At 51.6% G+C, this 16,234-nt stretch carries 12 protein-coding genes; 8 read left to right on the forward strand and 4 right to left on the reverse strand.

Translation table 11 applies throughout. The features are described 5' to 3' along the window. Positions 1 to 30: 30 nt before the first annotated feature. The 4 genes from aceK to HCU74_RS17800 all read right to left on the reverse strand — a co-directional run bounded on the left by aceK (position 31) and on the right by HCU74_RS17800 (position 5,215). Positions 31 to 1,764: a bifunctional isocitrate dehydrogenase kinase/phosphatase gene (gene aceK / locus HCU74_RS17785; protein ID WP_168451784.1), complete on the reverse strand. Its 1,734-nt coding sequence runs from the start codon at positions 1,762 to 1,764 to the stop codon at positions 31 to 33. Between the two features lie 91 nt (positions 1,765 to 1,855). Then, a complete protein-coding gene (locus HCU74_RS17790) occupies positions 1,856 to 2,890 on the reverse strand; it encodes an LLM class F420-dependent oxidoreductase (RefSeq protein WP_168451785.1) in 1,035 nt (344 codons plus the stop codon). 80 nt (positions 2,891 to 2,970) lie between these two features. Then, positions 2,971 to 3,453: a ribonuclease E activity regulator RraA gene (gene rraA / locus HCU74_RS17795; RefSeq protein WP_168451786.1), complete on the reverse strand. Its 483-nt coding sequence runs from the start codon at positions 3,451 to 3,453 to the stop codon at positions 2,971 to 2,973. A 157-nt stretch (positions 3,454 to 3,610) separates the two neighbouring features. Next, positions 3,611 to 5,215: an isocitrate lyase gene (locus HCU74_RS17800; protein ID WP_168451787.1), complete on the reverse strand. Its 1,605-nt coding sequence runs from the start codon at positions 5,213 to 5,215 to the stop codon at positions 3,611 to 3,613. Between the two features lie 318 nt (positions 5,216 to 5,533). Here HCU74_RS17800 and HCU74_RS17805 point away from each other — a divergent pair, with 318 nt between their 5' ends. The 8 genes from HCU74_RS17805 to HCU74_RS17840 all read left to right on the forward strand — a co-directional run bounded on the left by HCU74_RS17805 (position 5,534) and on the right by HCU74_RS17840 (position 16,146). Then, positions 5,534 to 7,720 (forward strand): malate synthase G, encoded by a 2,187-nt coding sequence (locus tag HCU74_RS17805; RefSeq protein WP_168451788.1) that lies wholly within the window; start codon positions 5,534 to 5,536, stop codon positions 7,718 to 7,720. Between the two features lie 908 nt (positions 7,721 to 8,628). Next, positions 8,629 to 9,588 carry a type I-F CRISPR-associated endonuclease Cas1f gene (gene cas1f / locus HCU74_RS17810; protein WP_168451789.1) on the forward strand — a complete coding sequence of 320 codons (960 nt, stop codon included), beginning with the start codon at positions 8,629 to 8,631 and terminating at the stop codon, positions 9,586 to 9,588. Next, positions 9,585 to 12,542, forward strand: coding sequence for a CRISPR-associated endonuclease Cas3'' (locus HCU74_RS17815; RefSeq protein WP_168451790.1), 2,958 nt, complete (start codon positions 9,585 to 9,587; stop codon positions 12,540 to 12,542). Before cas1f ends, HCU74_RS17815 begins: the two co-directional genes overlap by 4 nt. 3 nt (positions 12,543 to 12,545) lie before the next feature. Then, positions 12,546 to 13,490: a type I-Fv CRISPR-associated protein Cas7fv gene (gene cas7fv / locus HCU74_RS17820; protein WP_168451791.1), complete on the forward strand. Its 945-nt coding sequence runs from the start codon at positions 12,546 to 12,548 to the stop codon at positions 13,488 to 13,490. 24 nt (positions 13,491 to 13,514) lie between these two features. Beyond that, positions 13,515 to 14,522 carry a type I-Fv CRISPR-associated protein Cas5fv gene (gene cas5fv / locus HCU74_RS17825; protein ID WP_168451792.1) on the forward strand — a complete coding sequence of 336 codons (1,008 nt, stop codon included), beginning with the start codon at positions 13,515 to 13,517 and terminating at the stop codon, positions 14,520 to 14,522. A gap of 10 nt (positions 14,523 to 14,532) precedes the next feature. Further along, a complete protein-coding gene (cas6f, locus tag HCU74_RS17830; protein WP_168451793.1) occupies positions 14,533 to 15,084 on the forward strand; it encodes a type I-F CRISPR-associated endoribonuclease Cas6/Csy4 in 552 nt (183 codons plus the stop codon). A 256-nt stretch (positions 15,085 to 15,340) separates the two neighbouring features. Then, the gene (locus tag HCU74_RS19875; protein WP_210425380.1) at positions 15,341 to 15,568 is read left to right on the forward strand and encodes a hypothetical protein; all 228 of its coding nucleotides are present in this window, start codon (positions 15,341 to 15,343) and stop codon (positions 15,566 to 15,568) included. A 14-nt stretch (positions 15,569 to 15,582) separates the two neighbouring features. Next, on the forward strand, positions 15,583 to 16,146 hold the full coding sequence (locus HCU74_RS17840; RefSeq protein WP_168451794.1) for an ATPase: 564 nt from the start codon (positions 15,583 to 15,585) through the stop codon (positions 16,144 to 16,146). Positions 16,147 to 16,234 lie beyond the last annotated feature (88 nt).

Genomic DNA, 16,234 nt, shown 5'->3' on the forward strand with positions numbered 1-16,234 from the left:
CACCCCGGAACAGGGTGCCACCGCCGGGGGTCAAAAGGGGCGTTGCTGGAAGCGCTGCTTCTTGCGGTAGGGGAATACATCGGCCACATAGCCTGCGCGGATGCGATCCTGAAGCTCTCGCCAATATTCCGGTTGGTAGAGGTCGCTGTGCAATTCGTCGAAGACCTTCTTGGCCCGCTGATTGCCCGAGAAGAACAGGCGGAATTCCTCGGGGAAAACATCTTCCGGTTTGACTTCGTACCAGGGCTGGGTGGCCATGGCCTGCTCGTCGTTTTTCGGCTCGGGCAGGGCGCGGAAGTTGCAGTCGGTGAGTGGGCAGATTTCGTCGTAGTCGTAAAAAACGACTCGTCCGTGTCGCGTCACCCCGAAGTTTTTCAGCAGCATATCGCCGGGGAAAATATTACCGGCGGCCAGCTGCTTTATCGCGTTGCCGTATTCGTCCATCACACTGTAAAGCTGCTGTTCGTCGCAGTCTTTCAGGTAGAGGTTAAGGGGCGTCATTTTGCGTTCAATGTAGACGTGCTTGAGGATCAGTACATTGCCGTTTTCCTCAATCAGCGAGGGAACTTCCTTGTAAAGTTCGGCCATCAGCTCATCGGAAAAACGTCGCCGGTCGAAGGCAAGGTTGTTGAACTCCTGGGTGTCGGCCATTCGACCGCCTCGGTCCCAGCGTTTAACCAGACTGTAGCACTTCTTGACGTGATCCCGGGTCATTTCCTTGGGGGGCGTAAAGCGGTCCTTGATGACTTTGTACACGTAGCCGAAATCAGGGCGAGTAAACACCAGCATCACCATGCCCTTGATACCCGGCGCGATCACGTAGGGGTCTTCACTGTTGATCGTGTCGTTCACGGCAAAGCGGAAGAATTCGGTTTTGCCGTGCTTGGGCATCCCCATCGCGTTGTACAGCTCGAAGATTTCCTTGTGCGGCATCAGGCGGCGCAAAAAGGCCACATACTCCGAGGGAATCGAGGCATCGACCATAAAGTAGCTACGGCTGAAACTGAAAAGTATGGAGATATCGTCGGGGTCGTGGAGCAGAGAGTCGACAAAAATAGACCCGTTTTCCGTGTGCAGAATAGGCAGTACGAAGGGTTTGCTGAAATCACCGCTAAACACTCGGCCGACAAGATAGGCGGCCTTGTTGCGAAAGAATAATGATTCCAAGGTTTCCACAATAATTTCCCCGGTATTGCCTTCGGGGATACGGGGCATCAGCTCGCGGTTGACGACATCCATAATAAAGCCAATATCCCGCTCCTGGTCTTCCCAGGGAATATTGAACTCACAGTTGTCGAGCAGCTGCTTGACGATCTCTGTGGCGTTGTTGCCGTCGAAGCGGTAGCGGCGCAGGATGGAGTCGCTGTCCATCGGACCATTGTGCCCCGCCGGGGTCATGGCGAAGGTGTGCTGCTCGCGAATTTTTTCGTGCTTGAACACGTAACAGTAGATGGAGTTAAAAAACGACTGCGCGATTTCGTAGTTGTCGTGGTGTTTTATCAGCTCGGCATATTCGTGCTTGGCTTCCTCCCAGTTGTCGCGGCTTTCCACGCTGCCACCGGTAATGGTATAGGCGGCTTCGGCAACAATGGCGCGCTTTTGCTTCCACAGGTCGAGCCGTGCGCGCATGGCTTTCTGGGCGCCGTGCCAGTCAGCGGCCTCAAAGCGGGCCTGGGCACCCAGCGTAATGTTTTTATACTCGGCGAAAAATGCGTCGAAGCCATTGAGTATCGCCATGGCGAGGCGGCGGGTTACGGCAGTCACTGTGGTGGATTCCTGATTTGTGAGGCAAGCCTCGCAGTTTGCCAGAGATTGGGCAGAGCTGCGAGGTGCGGCTTGGAGTCCCCGTGGAGGATTACAGGAAGCAGTCAGCCAATACTTCTCTGGCTTCAGCCTGCTGGCAGTTGACGATCATGGTACCGACTTCGCCACGGGCTTCAGCGGCCTGCCAGTCCTTGGCGCGCTCGCGAATGCGTCCCTCGGGGCCGACCAGGGCGATTTCATCGACAAGCTCGTTGGGCACGGCGTCGCGGGCTTCGTCTTTTTTTCCGGCCAGGTAGAGGTCCTGAACCTTGTCGGCGGCATCGCCATAGCCCATGCGCGTGGCGTAGTCGGTGTAGAAGTTTTTGCCCTTGGCACCCATGCCGCCGATGTAAAGGGCGAGGAAGTCCTTGATGAAGTAGCGGCAGCCATCGAGGTTGTCGTCCATGATGACGCCGACAAAGGGAGCCACGTCAAAGTCGGCCTTGGTGCGACCACTCTTTTCCAAGCCCTTGGTGATACTGGGTTCCAGCACCGCGTATTGGTCCGGGCTCATCCACACCGGAAAGACACCGTCGGCGACTTCCGCCGAGGCGGCTACCCCGGCGGGGGTGATCGACGCGGTGTAGATGGGAATGGACGGATCGCCGTGCAGAATTGACTTCAGTGGCTTGCCCAGTCCTGTGGTGCCCTCACTCTTGTTGGGGATTTGATACATCTTGCCGTCGAACTCCAGCGGGCCCTCGCGGCGGAAGATCTGCTTCATGATCTTGATGTACTCCCGAGTGCGGGTAACGGGCTTGCCGTAGGGCACGCCGTGCCAGCCCTCTACCACCTGGGGGCCAGAGGCTCCCAGTCCGACGATAAAACGCCCGCCGGAGAGTGCGTCGAGGCTCATCGCCGTCATCGCACACATGGCGGGTGTCCGCGCCGGCATCTGCATAATAGCGGTGCCCACCTTGATTTTAGTGGTTTGCGCCAGAATCCACGCTGCCGGGCTGACGGCGTCTGAGCCGTAGGCTTCGGCGGTCCACACGGAGTCGAAGCCCAAGGCTTCCGCATGTTTGATGTCGTCCATCGGCAGTGTGAGTTTTGCCCCGGAATAGCCGAGTAAGAGCCCAAGCTTCATGGTGTTCCCCTTTGTGATCTTATTAGATGACTGTGAGTTTAGGGCCTGTTAACACGAATTGCATTGTTTCCGACCGGAAGTTAATCGACCAACTTGTCCTCGGCGATAATGACCCCGGTTTCGTCAGCGTACAGGTATTGCCCCGGTGTTATGGTGCACTGGCCGAAATGAAGGGAAACGTTGAGCTGCCCTTCGTTGCGTTTTTCAGTCTTGCGGGGCACGCTGCCGAGGGCCATAACCCCGAGCGGCATCGGCGCGATTTCTTCGACATCACGCAGGTAGCCGTAAATAACGATACCGGCCCAGCCATTTTTTACTGCAGCGGCGGCCAGATTGTCACCCAGCAGTGAGCGTCGCGGCGAGCCGCCGCCGTCGACCACCAGCACGCGGCCATTGCCGGCGGTTTTTACCTGTTCGGCAACCAGGGAATTATCTTCAAAGCACTTGATGGTGACGATTTCGCCACCAAAGTGGTGGTTGGCGCCGTAGTGCTTGAATTGCAGTTCGATAACCTGAACGGCGTCGCCGTGTTCGTCGCAGAGGTCGGGGGTGGAAATGTTCATAGGGCCTCCAGGGAGTGGGAGAGGCTGGATCGGAGAGGGGTGATGCCAAAGCCGCAAGGACTTTGCGTCTCCCGTCTTCCGTCAAGCATTCAGTATTCAGCAAACAAAAAAAGGGTGACATCGCTGCCACCCTTTTTCTTATACACCATATTGTCGGTTAGATGTTCTCAAACTGACCCATAGTGTTGTCTTTACCACCGGCTTTCAGTGCAGCGTCACCAGCAAAGTATTCTTTGTGGTCGTCACCGATGTTGGAGCCAGCCATATCCTGGTGCTTAACGGTTGCGATGCCTTCGCGGATTTCGCGACGCTGCACGCCACCGGCGTAAGCCAGCATGCCTTCTTCGCCGAAGTAGCCTTTGGCCAGGTTGTCGGTAGACAGGGCCGCAGTGTGGTAAGTCGGCAGAGTGATCAGGTGGTGGAAGATGCCGGCTTCACGTGACGCGTCACGCTGGAAGGTACGGATCTTCTCATCAGCTTCTGCTGCCAGCTCGGTTTCGTCGTAGTCGGCGCTCATCAGGCGAGCACGGTCGTAGGCAGAAACGTCTTTGCCTTCAGCCTGCCATGCATCGAATACTTGCTGACGGAAGTTCAGTGTCCAGTTGAAGGACGGGCTGTTGTTGTAAACCAGCTTGGCATTGGGCACCACTTCACGGATGCGGTTAACCATGCCACCGATCTGGCCAACGTGGGGCTTCTCGGTTTCGATCCACAGCAGGTCAGCACCGTTTTGCAGGCTGGTGATACAGTCGAGTACCACGCGATCTTCGCCAGAGCCTTCTTTGAAGCAGAACAGACCGCTTTGCAGACGCTTGGGCTTGAGCAGTTTGCCGTTGGATTTAACAACAACGTCGCCGTTTTGAATTTCTTCAGCGCTGGTGATGTATTCGCCGTCGAGGAAGGCGTTGTACTGGTCGCCCAGATCGCCTGGCTCGTTGGTCACTGCGATTTGCTTGGTCAGGCCAGCACCCAGTGAGTCGGTACGGGCAACGATAACACCGTCGTCGATACCCAGCTCAAGGAAGGCGTAGCGTACAGCGCGGATTTTCGCGAGGAAGTCGGCGTGGGGAACGGTAACTTTACCGTCCTGGTGGCCGCACTGCTTCTCGTCGGAAACCTGGTTTTCGATCTGGATACAGCACGCACCTGCTTCGATCATTTGCTTGGCCATCAGGTAAGTGGCTTCTGCGTTACCGAAACCGGCATCGATGTCAGCAATGATGGGCACAACGTGAGTTTCGAAGTTGTCGATCTTGGCGATGATTTCAGCTTCTTTAGCGCTGTCGCCAGCGTCGCGAGCGGCGTCCAGGTCGCGGAACAGGTGGTTCAATTCCCATGCGTCGGCTTGCTTGAGGAAGGTGTACAGCTCGCGGATCAGGTCAGCGACAGAAGTCTTCTCGTGCATGGACTGGTCGGGCAGAGGACCGAACTCGCTGCGCAGGGCGGCAACCATCCAGCCAGACAGGTACAAGTAGCGCTTGTCAGTTTTGCCGAAGTGCTTTTTGATAGAGATCAGCTTCTGCTGACCAATGAAGCCGTGCCAGCAGCCCAGAGACTGGGTGTACTTGGACGTGTCGGCGTCGTAGTCGGCCATGTCTTTGCGCATGATACCGGCAGTGTACTTGGCGATGTCCAGGTGAGTTTTGAAACGGTTCTGGGTTTTCATGCGAGCGGCGTACTCAGGAGTGATATCTCTCCAGCCGCTTCCCATTGCTTCGCGGAGGCTTGCGATAGCCTCGATGTCTTTTTGATACTGTGACATGGTCGATCCCTTCCTAGTGAGGACATTGAGTGATTCAACGGTGGCAAGTGTAGTTGGAAATGCGGGATTTACCAAATTTATAGTTTTTATGATCGTTATTTATCTGGCGAATTCAGAGGGGGTTTGGAATGGTGATGCTGCTTTATATAGCAAAAAGCCGGCGTCGTGGATTGTATAATAGGGGTAGAATTTCTGTAGTGAATATTAGTAATAATATGGATAAATTTGCGGAATTATCCCCCGCTGTTTAGGATGTCGTCTACATTATGTGGTGGGCGATAACTCTTCGCCGTAATGGACAAAATTTAAGGAGCAAACATGTCTGCGCAGGCCATCAAACGCATTGAGCATAGCGGATTACAGATCGCCGAGGTGCTTTACAAGCTGGTCAACGACGAAATTGCCCCCGGTACAGGCATCTCCACTGACGACTTCTGGTCTGCATTTGCCGCGATTCTCCGTGATCTTGCGCCGCGTAACCGCGAGCTGCTGGCCAAACGCGACGAGCTCCAGCAAAAAATCGATGACTGGCACCGCAACAATCAGAGCGCCTTTGACGCCGCCGCCTACAAGCAATTTCTGAGCGATATCGGCTACCTGTTGCCCGAGCCCGAAGATTTCAGCGTTGCCACCGAAAATGTGGACACGGAAATTGCCCGGTTGGCGGGTCCCCAGCTCGTTGTGCCAATCATGAATGCCCGCTTCGCCCTGAACGCGGCCAATGCCCGCTGGGGTAGCCTGTACGACGCACTGTACGGCACCGATGTTATTTCCGAAGAAGGCGGCGCCGAGAAAGCGGGTAGCTATAACCCGGTTCGCGGTGACAAGGTTATTGCCTACGCCAAGGCCTTCCTCGACGCTCATGCGCCGTTGGCCAGCGGCAGTCACGCCGACGCCACGGGCTATCGCATCGACAACGGCAATCTCAGTGTTGCACTGAAAGACGGCGCAATTACTGAACTGCAAAACAGCGAACAGTTTGTCGGCTACATCGGTGATGTTGCCGCACCAACCAATGTTCTGCTGGTGAACAACGGTCTGCACATCGATATTCAGATTGACGGCACTCACCCCATTGGCCAGACCGATGCAGCCAAGGTTAAAGATGTGGTGCTGGAGTCTGCCCTGACAACTATCCAGGACTGTGAAGACTCGGTAGCGGCAGTCGACGCCGAAGACAAGGTTGTGGTGTACCGCAACTGGCTGGGCCTGATGAAAGGCAACCTGCAGGAAAAATTTTCCAAGGGTGGCAAGGAAGTGGTTCGCCGCATGGTCGAAGACCGAGTGTTCACTGCCCCCAATGGCAGCGAAAAAGTACTGCACGGCCGGTCCTTGCTGCTGGTGCGTAATGTTGGCCACCTGATGACCAACAACGCAATTATCGACGCTGACGGGTTTGAAGTACCGGAAGGCATTATGGATGCCATGGTCACTGTGCTGGGCGCCATCCACGACCTGAAGGGCAATAGCGAGCGCAGCAACTCCCGCACTGGCAGCGTGTATATCGTTAAGCCAAAAATGCACGGCCCTGAAGAAGTCGCCTTCGCCGCTGAATTGTTCGGCCGAGTGGAAGATGCTCTGGGACTGGCGCGCAACACATTGAAAATCGGCATTATGGATGAAGAACGCCGCACCACGGTGAACCTGAAAGCCTGTATTGCTGCCGCTAAAGAGCGGGTGATCTTTATCAATACCGGCTTCCTTGATCGTACCGGCGACGAAATTCACACCAGCATGGAAGCCGGCGCCTTTGTACGCAAGGCCGACATGAAACAGCAGGCATGGATCAAGGCCTACGAAGACTGGAACGTCGACATCGGTTTGGCCTGTGGTCTGAGTGGCCGCGCCCAGATCGGGAAAGGCATGTGGGCCATGCCCGATGAAATGGCGCAAATGATGGACGCCAAAATCGGTCACCCCAAAGCGGGTGCCAACTGTGCCTGGGTACCTTCGCCAACTGCCGCGACCCTGCACGTGATGCACTACCATCAGGTAAATGTGCTGTCGTTGCAGCAGGACATCGCCAAGCGTCAGCGCGCGGCACTGGATGACATTCTCACCTTCCCGGTGGCGGCAGACACCAACTGGTCTGCCGATGAGATACAGAACGAACTGGACAACAACGCCCAGGGAATTCTCGGCTACGTGGTGCGCTGGATCGACCAGGGTGTGGGCTGCTCCAAAGTGCCGGACATCAATGATGTTGGTCTGATGGAAGACCGCGCCACCCTACGTATTTCCAGCCAGCACATCGCCAATTGGTTGCGCCACGGCATCTGCAGTGAAGAGCAGGTGATGGAAACCATGAAGCGTATGGCGGCAGTAGTAGATCGCCAGAATGCCGGCGATCCGCTGTACCGCAACATGGCTCCCGATTTCGACAACAGTGTGGCCTTCCAGGCGGCCTGCGAACTGGTATTCAAAGGTTGTGAACAACCGAGCGGTTACACAGAACCAGTTCTTCACCGTCGCCGTATAGAGTTTAAAGCGAAGCACGGCGCCTGATCCCCGAGGGGTCAAAAGGCGCGACGCGCTAACAGTTCCTGTCAGTGAGGCTTGGCCCGGGTTATCCCGGGCCTTTTTTTGTCTGGCATTTTTGTATAAGCCAATACAGGTGACTGAATTCCAACAAGCGCGCGGTATCGGTGGGAGCCTGCCCAGCAGGCGAGGATGTTGTTCACTGCCGCACAGGCAGTTTGGAGAGCCAGACATTTCCTGAAATGATTCGCCAGCAGGGCTGGCTCCCACAGGAGGGGCGGTCTTTCGAGGTGCTATCAGCTCCTTGTGCTTGAGCTGCGTGCTTTGCTCATTGCCGTCATCAACCTTGAAATGCATCCCAATGATCGTGCCATGTCTGTAGGAGCCTGCCCTGCAGGCGAAGGGTTGGTGCATTGGACGTGATTCGCCAGCGGGGCTGGCTCCCACAGGTGGGTGCGCTTCTTTCGAGGAGCTGTCAGCTCATTGTGCTTAAGCTGCGTGCTCTGCTCATTGCTATCATTGACCTTGAAATGCATCTCAATGATCGTGCCATGTCTGTAGGAGCCTGCCCTGCAGGCGAAGGGTTGGTACATTGGAAGTGATTCGCCAGCAGGGCTGGCTCCCACAGGAGGGGCAGTCTTTCGAGGTGCTACCAGCCCCTTGTGCTTAAGCTGCGTGCTCTGCTCATTGCTATCATTGACCTTGAAATGCTTCCCAATGATCGTGCGATGTCTGTAGGAGCCTGCCCTGCAGGCGAAGGTGTTCTTACGGCTGACATCATCAAAGTGTAATCCACGTGGCGGGGTTGCCGATATCACGCTAGTATTCTGGTTAATGCGATTTCTATCGGTTACGGGTCCTGGAAACCGGCTGGCAGCTTCTACCTCCAGAACCCGCTGGCCATCTTGAAATGACCATCCAGGGAAGCAATGAGCATGGAACAGCTCACAGACTTGAAGTCTATCCTGCATTCAAAGCGTGCCAATATCTATTACTTGGAAAAATGCCGGGTAATGCAAAAAGACGGGCGGGTGCTCTACCTCACAGAGGCCAAAGCTGAGAATCAGTATTGGAACATCCCCATTGCCAATACCACCTGCTTGCTACTCGGCACCGGCACATCGATAACCCAGGCGGCCATGCGCATGCTGGCGCAGGCCGGGGTGCTCGTCGGGTTCTGCGGCGGTGGCGGCACACCTTTACTAATGGCCAACGAGATTGAGTGGCTTTCTCCCCAACGTGAATACCGTCCAACCGAATACCTGCAGGGCTGGATGCGCTTTTGGTTCGAGGATCACCAACGATTGGTGGTTGCCAAGCGATTTCAACACAGCCGGGCTGATTATTTAGAAACCCTGTGGGCCAAAGACAGAGACCTTAAAGCCGAGGGCTTTCAGAGTGATGCGCCGGTTGTTCAAGCCGCCTTGGCGAATTGCCGGGCTAAGAACGCAGCGGCGACCACAGTTTCAAACCTGCTGCAGGCCGAGGCGGAGTTCAGCAAACAACTCTACAAACATGCAGCCCACTGCACTGGCTACGGCGACTTTACCCGCGAGCGCGACGCCGTCGACACGGCCAATGCCTTTCTTAACCACGGGAATTATCTAGCCTATGGTTTGGCCGCCACCACGCTGTGGGTATTGGGCATACCCCATGGGTTCGCAGTGATGCACGGCAAAACCCGGCGCGGCGCTCTGGTCTTTGATGTGGCGGATCTCGTCAAAGACGCCATCATTTTGCCCTGGGCCTTTATCTGCGCCAAGGAAAATGCCACTGAACAGGAATTTCGGCAGCAGTGCCTGCAAGCCTTTACCGATCACAAAGCATTGGACTTTATGTTTAGTCAGGTAAAGGCCGCTGCGATAGAAACCAGTGCGGAGACACCGCAACTATGATGGTCACCTTCGTTTCCCAGTGTGAAAAAAAGGCCCTGCCACGCACCCGACGGGTGTTGGACGCCTTTGCCGATCGTATCGGCGACAACACCTGGCAAACCGTAATTACCCAGGAAGGACTGCTGGCGGTTAAAAAGTTGCTGCGTAGAACCGCCACCAAAAACACAGCGGTGAGTTGCCATTGGATTCGCAGCCGGGCGCGGAGTGAGTTGGTTTGGGTGGTGGGTAGTAAAAGCAAATTTAATTTTTCAGGCTTAGTACCTGTAAATACGACGCAGAAGGAAGTGCCGATGGATATCACAAACGCTAAGCCCGTTATGGGAGAGTTGTACGCAAACACGCACCTCCAAATCCTAGAGCAACACTTATTTTCTGTTGGGTATGTGGCCGAGCTGCTTTACAGCCATTTTTACCCTGACGAAAAGCAAATGGCTCTTGCGGCTTTTGTCGCTGGCTGTCTGCATGACATCGGAAAGATTGATCCTCAATTTCAAACCTGGGCAACCAAAGCAAAGAACAGAGACTATGTTGCCGATGATGGGCAGCATATTGATGACAAAACATTCAGCTTCGAAAAGCACCCCAGGCACAATGAAATATCAGTTCTGCTTTATACCCTGTTAGATGATCTGAATAGCAAAATTCCAAATCGTGAAATAAAGCGAAGAATAAAACATGCAATATATTGGCACCATGCAAAGCCATTTCGACCAAAAGGAGGTTTTGAAACGCTGGGTGACATTTATAAGAAGCTAGATGCCAGCCTCAAAGGGACAGCTATATCCGATGTGTTGGCTAGGGTGCCAGTCTTGATAGAGAAGGTGTGCGCGTTAGAGAAGAACTATTTCGGCTGCGAGTCTAGCCGCCTGAGAAACTGCCTTTTAACTGAAGTCGATAGTGAAAAGCTATGGGATTTCGAGGGGATGACCCTCCCTAGATACAAAGAATATGATAACGCCGATAAGCTGCCTGATTTCAGGAGACAAGCTAATGCGAATGCAATAAATAACCAGCTGCGCGCTTGCTTGATTACTGCTGATAGATGGGTTTCATCGATGGAGCCCAGTGAGCTTTCATTTTGCCTGACGAATCGAGCTTTGGGCGAATTTTTTGCGGTTCAGTTAGAAAATAGCGACTTGAAGCCGGAATCAGATATAGGAAGTGACATCGATATCTGCTTGTCAAAGTTCCCGCGCGATGAACGCTCCCGGCTGCAATCTGAAAAGGCCGGTGCCTTGGCTGATAATGAGCGCCATCTATCGGTGTTGGCGGGTGCAGCTGGTTGTGGGAAAACGAAAATAGCCCTTGAATGGGCGAAGTTACGTGATGCCCAGAAAATACTCTGGATATGCCCGCGGGTCCAAATTTGCCAGGGAATTTTTGCTGAGTTGCGAGAAAGTGACGCCCCGTATTTACCGCATGCTAATGTAGAAATCCACACGGGGGAGTTCAAGTGTATCAACAGCTATTCCAGAGAATCTGAGGATCACGAATTTTTCTCAGGAGATATTGTGATCACTACTATTGACCAACTCCTGAGCACGGTGGTCAGTCATTCCAACGCTGACAGGCTGCTGAACTATCTGAGTGCGCACGTAGTATTCGATGAATATCATGAATACGTCAGTATGCCGGGCTTTAACTTATTGTTTTCCGAACTGCTAGCGAGCCGCTCCGGTTTAAATACAGGCTTAAATGCCTTGTTGGTCTCGGCAACGCCACATTACAGCTATATAGAAAATATGCTAGGGGTAAATGTAGATTATGATGTTGTAGAGATGCCGTCCTTCAATCAAAGCCAATATCAGATCAATTTCATTGATTACGACGAGAATGATACATCGAAGGCTAACCCGCTCTACTGTCTGCAGCCTGAAAATAGCTTTGTCATAAGCAATACAGCGACTACAGCGCAAAAAAGTTTTATCCAAAATCAGGCTCAAGAAAATGCCGTATTGTTGCACTCAAAATTCAAGAAAAGCGATAAGAAAAAGCTATTTAATGAGGTTTATGATGCATTTTCAAAGGATGGAAGTCGGATCTATGGCCTGCTAAGAAGCGGTCCGATAGTGCAAGCATCGTTGAATATTTCCTGCGACCACATGGTGACGGAAGTCACCCATGCAGAAAACTGTTTGCAGCGGCTAGGTCGCTTGGACCGATTTGGCCGGAATAGCGGTAAAGTTAATCAATATATTATATCTGTACCAATCAAATTCAAAAGCGGGGGGAGTCTGTCGCGATTTCTGTCTTCGACCTTTCAATTGAATTCCTCCAAAGCGTGGTTAGAATTTTTGTATGAAGTAACTGATGCGGGAGAAAAAGTGCTGACATTGCCTGTAATTTATGATTTTTATAAATCGTTCTACAAGCATCAGCCCGCTTTGAGCTTAATAGATTCGGACCTGTTGGCGGCATTAAATAAAAGCGTGCAGGTGCTCAATGATAAGGTTTCAGAGCCTCAAACTATTGTGAAGCCAAAGGTTGCTAAAGGAGGGCGTGCAAAAATCAGTAAGAATTCATTGCGAGGAGATAGCCGTTTTGTGCAAATGGCAGTGTGCAATGTTTCCGATCCCGATAGCATCGTATTTGAAAATGGCTACGCTTACGACATACCTGTGAATGATACTGACGATGTTGATAGCTTGACAGAATCTTTAGATCGAATCCGAAATTATGGGTTGCTTGACTATTTGGCGCAGAAACATGGTCGGATAGAGGAGTTTAGCCCCGTAAATGGCATTCCCGCCAAAAAAATGGTGGCACGAAAAGCAGTGTTGGAAGGTTTTGCCCGCGACCCTGAATATCCGCTCTATTTAAGTTACACCCCTGATGCCCTCGATGAGAAGCTCGGGGAAAGGGTGCCTCATCCAGAGGCAATCTATTACGCAGTTTCCAGCAAGCAGCCAATCGGCTCAATTTCTTTAAATCACTTAACCCAACAAAAGGATTAAACCATGGAGAAGGTAACCGGCATTAAAAGCGTCGATTTCAAAATCATCGCCAAAGGACACGGAGTGGTAAATTGGAATGGGCCGACGAATTTAGCTCAGGAGAATGGGAATACGGTAGATAACCATACTCTACCCAAGCTAAGGGGCTACAGTAATTTGTCCGGCAGGGTTAAGGATAACGGCTATAAATATCGTAAAGAACCTACCGATATAAATTTTAAAGAAACCCCTCTTTATATAAGCCAAAATTGTATCCGTCATCATCTTTTTAGGGAGCAGGCCTACGACCTCCATTACGCCAAGAAGACGAATTTAGACAAGGTGCTGGCCTCTGTGACAGGCTTGGTGCGCGGGTATGTCGTGGCGTCTACTCAGAACAAGCGTACTAGTCCATTGCTGTTGGAAGACTTTGTTGACCGTTTAGGGAACGGTAATTTTGAGCAGTTCGGTCAGGCTGGTGAAAGAGATAGCTCGTCCTTTTACTCTAAAACTACTTTTGGAGACACTGAATACAAATCCTATGGTTCTATAAGTATCGAGCAACTCCAGTTTATATCGCTGGACAAAAAGTTTGATCGTGAGGCAATGGAAATAAAAGAGGGGCAAGGTGAGGAGGTTGCAGCGGCTGTGCAGGGGTTTATTCAGTCCTTGGATAGTAGCTTAAGTCCTCGCGCGAAATTTCATTCAAACTATGTTCGAAATGGCACAATATTTGAGGAGGGGGAGGTGGGTATCCTGTTGAATAATGATTCTATCAAGGCGCTGGTTGATCATACTCTTGAGCGTATTCAAAACCTCTCGATTCGTCAGGCTAAGTCTTACATGTATGTCGACTCAGTATTGGTTGATTACAATGACAGCAATAAAATGATGCGAATAAAGGCGGACGAGGGCGCAATTCAAGAAGATTGTAATGGCGAATTTGCTGTCTATTTTTACCCAAAATAGTTGGGGGCTGGTATGAGAACGGCAATGAAAATTTCCATAGAATATGAATCCTCTTGGCGTAACTCATTTCTTGAAGGGAATAATAATGAGCCACTGCCTAAGGAGGGTAGAAAGTTTATTGGCTCAATGACAAGTTTAAAGTCGGAGGACAATTATATTGAGCGAGATATAACCATTGATACTGTAATGGGGATATTAAATAGGTTGATTGGAGATCAACGGAAACTATATCAAGCAAGGCAGGACGAACTTTATTTTTTTAAGGACATTGAAGATAAGGTTAGGTTTAAGGATGTACCAATCGTCGTGAACAACGAAATTACTTATATTCGAAATGTTTCTGGAAGCACCGATCAGAATTCATATACAGGTATGATCCGAGTTTCCGATCCTGTGTTCAATTCTGCTTACTCCCAAGAGCTTTGGTCAGTTTTGGCTTTGAGTTTAGAAGATTTATGTATATGGCTGGTAGCAGACGGCGCTCTTGATCGTGCTATTGATCTACATCCGCTCGTAATTATTGAACGTCTCGAGCAGCTGAATAAGCTCAAAGTGGTGCCATTGGAAGGAATATTTCAAGAGAGTTATGAGAAATTAGCCGGCCGTTTTCCAAAATTCAAGGGCCTGAATAAAAAGGGTGAGCTTTTCCCTATTAGCTTGTACTGTTCGGCTTTATACCTTCAGCTCGATTGTCTACGGGAGCGCGGTGTAGATGTTAGTTCTGCTCTAACTAAAGCGGGAGGGTTGAGTGGAATTTCAAATAATGGCTTCACCAAGAAGGATTTTATGAGTCGCTACACAACTGGCGACAAAAAGAAGATTTGGGGGAACCCTTATATGCGTGAGGAGTTCGTCGCTGGGCAGGGGAAGTCTAAGAAGCTCCTTAAAAAAGTAAGTGGCCAGCTTCAGATAGATATTGATATTGATCGACCTTCGGCTGATAAGTTGTACTCCATGATCGATAACGCCGGCGTTTCGAGTTTTTACCTAGGCAAAAAAGGTCTTGCCTATGTTACGGATATTCGGGTTTAGGGTGATAAAAATGGATAGTTATCAAGATATTACACTTAATCCAGATCAAGAGATGCCACTGAACTGGCTTATTAATTCCGTCTATACCAAACTCCATAAAGCTTTGTTTGAGCTCGGCTCTACAGCTATTGGCGTTAGCTTTCCTGCATACAAGGTAACGCTCGGCCATGTAATACGATTGCATGGTAGTCAGCGTGATTTGAGAGACTTGCAGCAAAAGAACTGGCTTGGTGGCATGATCGGTTATTGTAACGTGGCCGATGTATTGCGGGTTCCCGATGGCGCAAACCATCGAATTATTAGTCGTAAGCAATCCAATATGACGCAGGCGAAGCTTAATCGTCTGATTAAGCGTGGTTCTATTGCTGAGGCGGAGATTAGGCAGTACAAGGCCAGAATGTTCGCCAGTGGACTTGATAATCCTTATCTGGAATTACAAAGCTCCTCAAACGGCCACAAGCATCGCCGCTATATTGAGTTTGGCCCACTGCGGGATACACCACTCCCTGGGGAGTTCGACCAGTTCGGTCTCTCCAAAACCGCCACTGTTCCCTGGTTTTAACAGTGTTGGCCCGAGTTGTAGCAAACTGCTACAACTCGGGGTGGTTGTCTTTCACAGGAGCGTAATTATGGCTAAAGCCGCATCGCCCATTCGCTTGCAGCAGGACCTGATGCAGGCAGCAGAATCCACCGCGAAACGCTTTCATCGCAGTACCGCCGAATAGATTGAGTACTGGGCGGAACTCGGGCGGTCGGTTTCCTCGACCTTGGCCCCGGATATTCTCCTGTCTATTAAGGCGGGGCTAGCCAAATTGCATGTGGAGCAAGTTGTTGGCCAGCGGGTCGATCCAGAGGCGGTTTTCAGCGCGCTGGGCGTTCAGCGGGAGGGTCGGGACTTGCAAGCTGGAGTGAGTGAAAGTCCGGTTCGTTACCAAACCTCTTTGGACTATCCTGGTTTGTTGGAGCGCATTGATCGCGATGGCTCTCTTCAAGTTGGGCAATTCAGAAATGGCCAGTTTATCCCGAAGGATGAAACGCTCCGGTGAATACAGGTAGGCAGTTGTGGCTGCTGGCAGCGCGCAATGGTTCAGGCAAGAGCACGTTTTATCGAACCCAGTTACAACCGCTGGGTATGCCATTTGTAAACGCCGATATTCTGGCAAGAGAGCTTTACCCCGATCTGCCGGAGCAGCACAGTTACGAGGCGGCACGACTCGCCGAGCAGATTCGTATGCAACTGTTACAGGAAGGCCGAACATTTTGTTTTGAAACAGTGTTCTCCCATCCTTTGAAGATCGATTTCGTAGCTCAGGCAAAGGCATTCGGCTATGAAATAGTGCTGGTATTTATCCACCTCGACAGCGCAATGTTGAACAATACCCGTGTTGCCCAATGGATGGAAGAGGACGGACACAATGTTCCCGAAGGTAAAGTAAATGAGCGCTTCCACGGGTGCTGGAAAACGTTAAACAAGTCCTGCCTTTGTGCGACAGCGTTTATCTGCTTGATAACTCGCGGGCTGATCTGCCATTTCAGCGGGTCGCCAAACCGGTCTGTGAAAAGGTTGCCCTTAGTCAGCAAGCAATCGCGTTCTGGGCGCAACGCTTGCTGGCTGACTATTTGAACTAGGAAAAACCCAAGTTTTTTCTGCTTTTTAAAAATCTATAAAAATCAATAAGTTGCAAAACGGCTAATTTCCATGGTTGGTTTCC

This window comes from Spongiibacter thalassae, assembly GCF_012272835.1.
Taxonomy (GTDB): domain Bacteria; phylum Pseudomonadota; class Gammaproteobacteria; order Pseudomonadales; family Spongiibacteraceae; genus Spongiibacter; species Spongiibacter thalassae.

Excerpts from the sequence above, each read along its gene's own strand:
- cas6f (WP_168451793.1), top strand. The coding sequence starts at position 14,533 with ATGGATAGTTATCAAGATATTACACTTAATCCAGATCAAGAGATGCCA.
- HCU74_RS17805 (WP_168451788.1), top strand. The coding sequence starts at position 5,534 with ATGTCTGCGCAGGCCATCAAACGCATTGAGCATAGCGGATTACAGATC.
- HCU74_RS17815 (WP_168451790.1), top strand. The coding sequence starts at position 9,585 with ATGATGGTCACCTTCGTTTCCCAGTGTGAAAAAAAGGCCCTGCCACGC.
- cas7fv (WP_168451791.1), top strand. The coding sequence starts at position 12,546 with ATGGAGAAGGTAACCGGCATTAAAAGCGTCGATTTCAAAATCATCGCC.
- cas1f (WP_168451789.1), top strand. The coding sequence starts at position 8,629 with ATGGAACAGCTCACAGACTTGAAGTCTATCCTGCATTCAAAGCGTGCC.
- cas5fv (WP_168451792.1), top strand. The coding sequence starts at position 13,515 with ATGAAAATTTCCATAGAATATGAATCCTCTTGGCGTAACTCATTTCTT.
- HCU74_RS17790 (WP_168451785.1), bottom strand. The coding sequence starts at position 2,890 with ATGAAGCTTGGGCTCTTACTCGGCTATTCCGGGGCAAAACTCACACTG.
- rraA (WP_168451786.1), bottom strand. The coding sequence starts at position 3,453 with ATGAACATTTCCACCCCCGACCTCTGCGACGAACACGGCGACGCCGTT.
- HCU74_RS17800 (WP_168451787.1), bottom strand. The coding sequence starts at position 5,215 with ATGTCACAGTATCAAAAAGACATCGAGGCTATCGCAAGCCTCCGCGAA.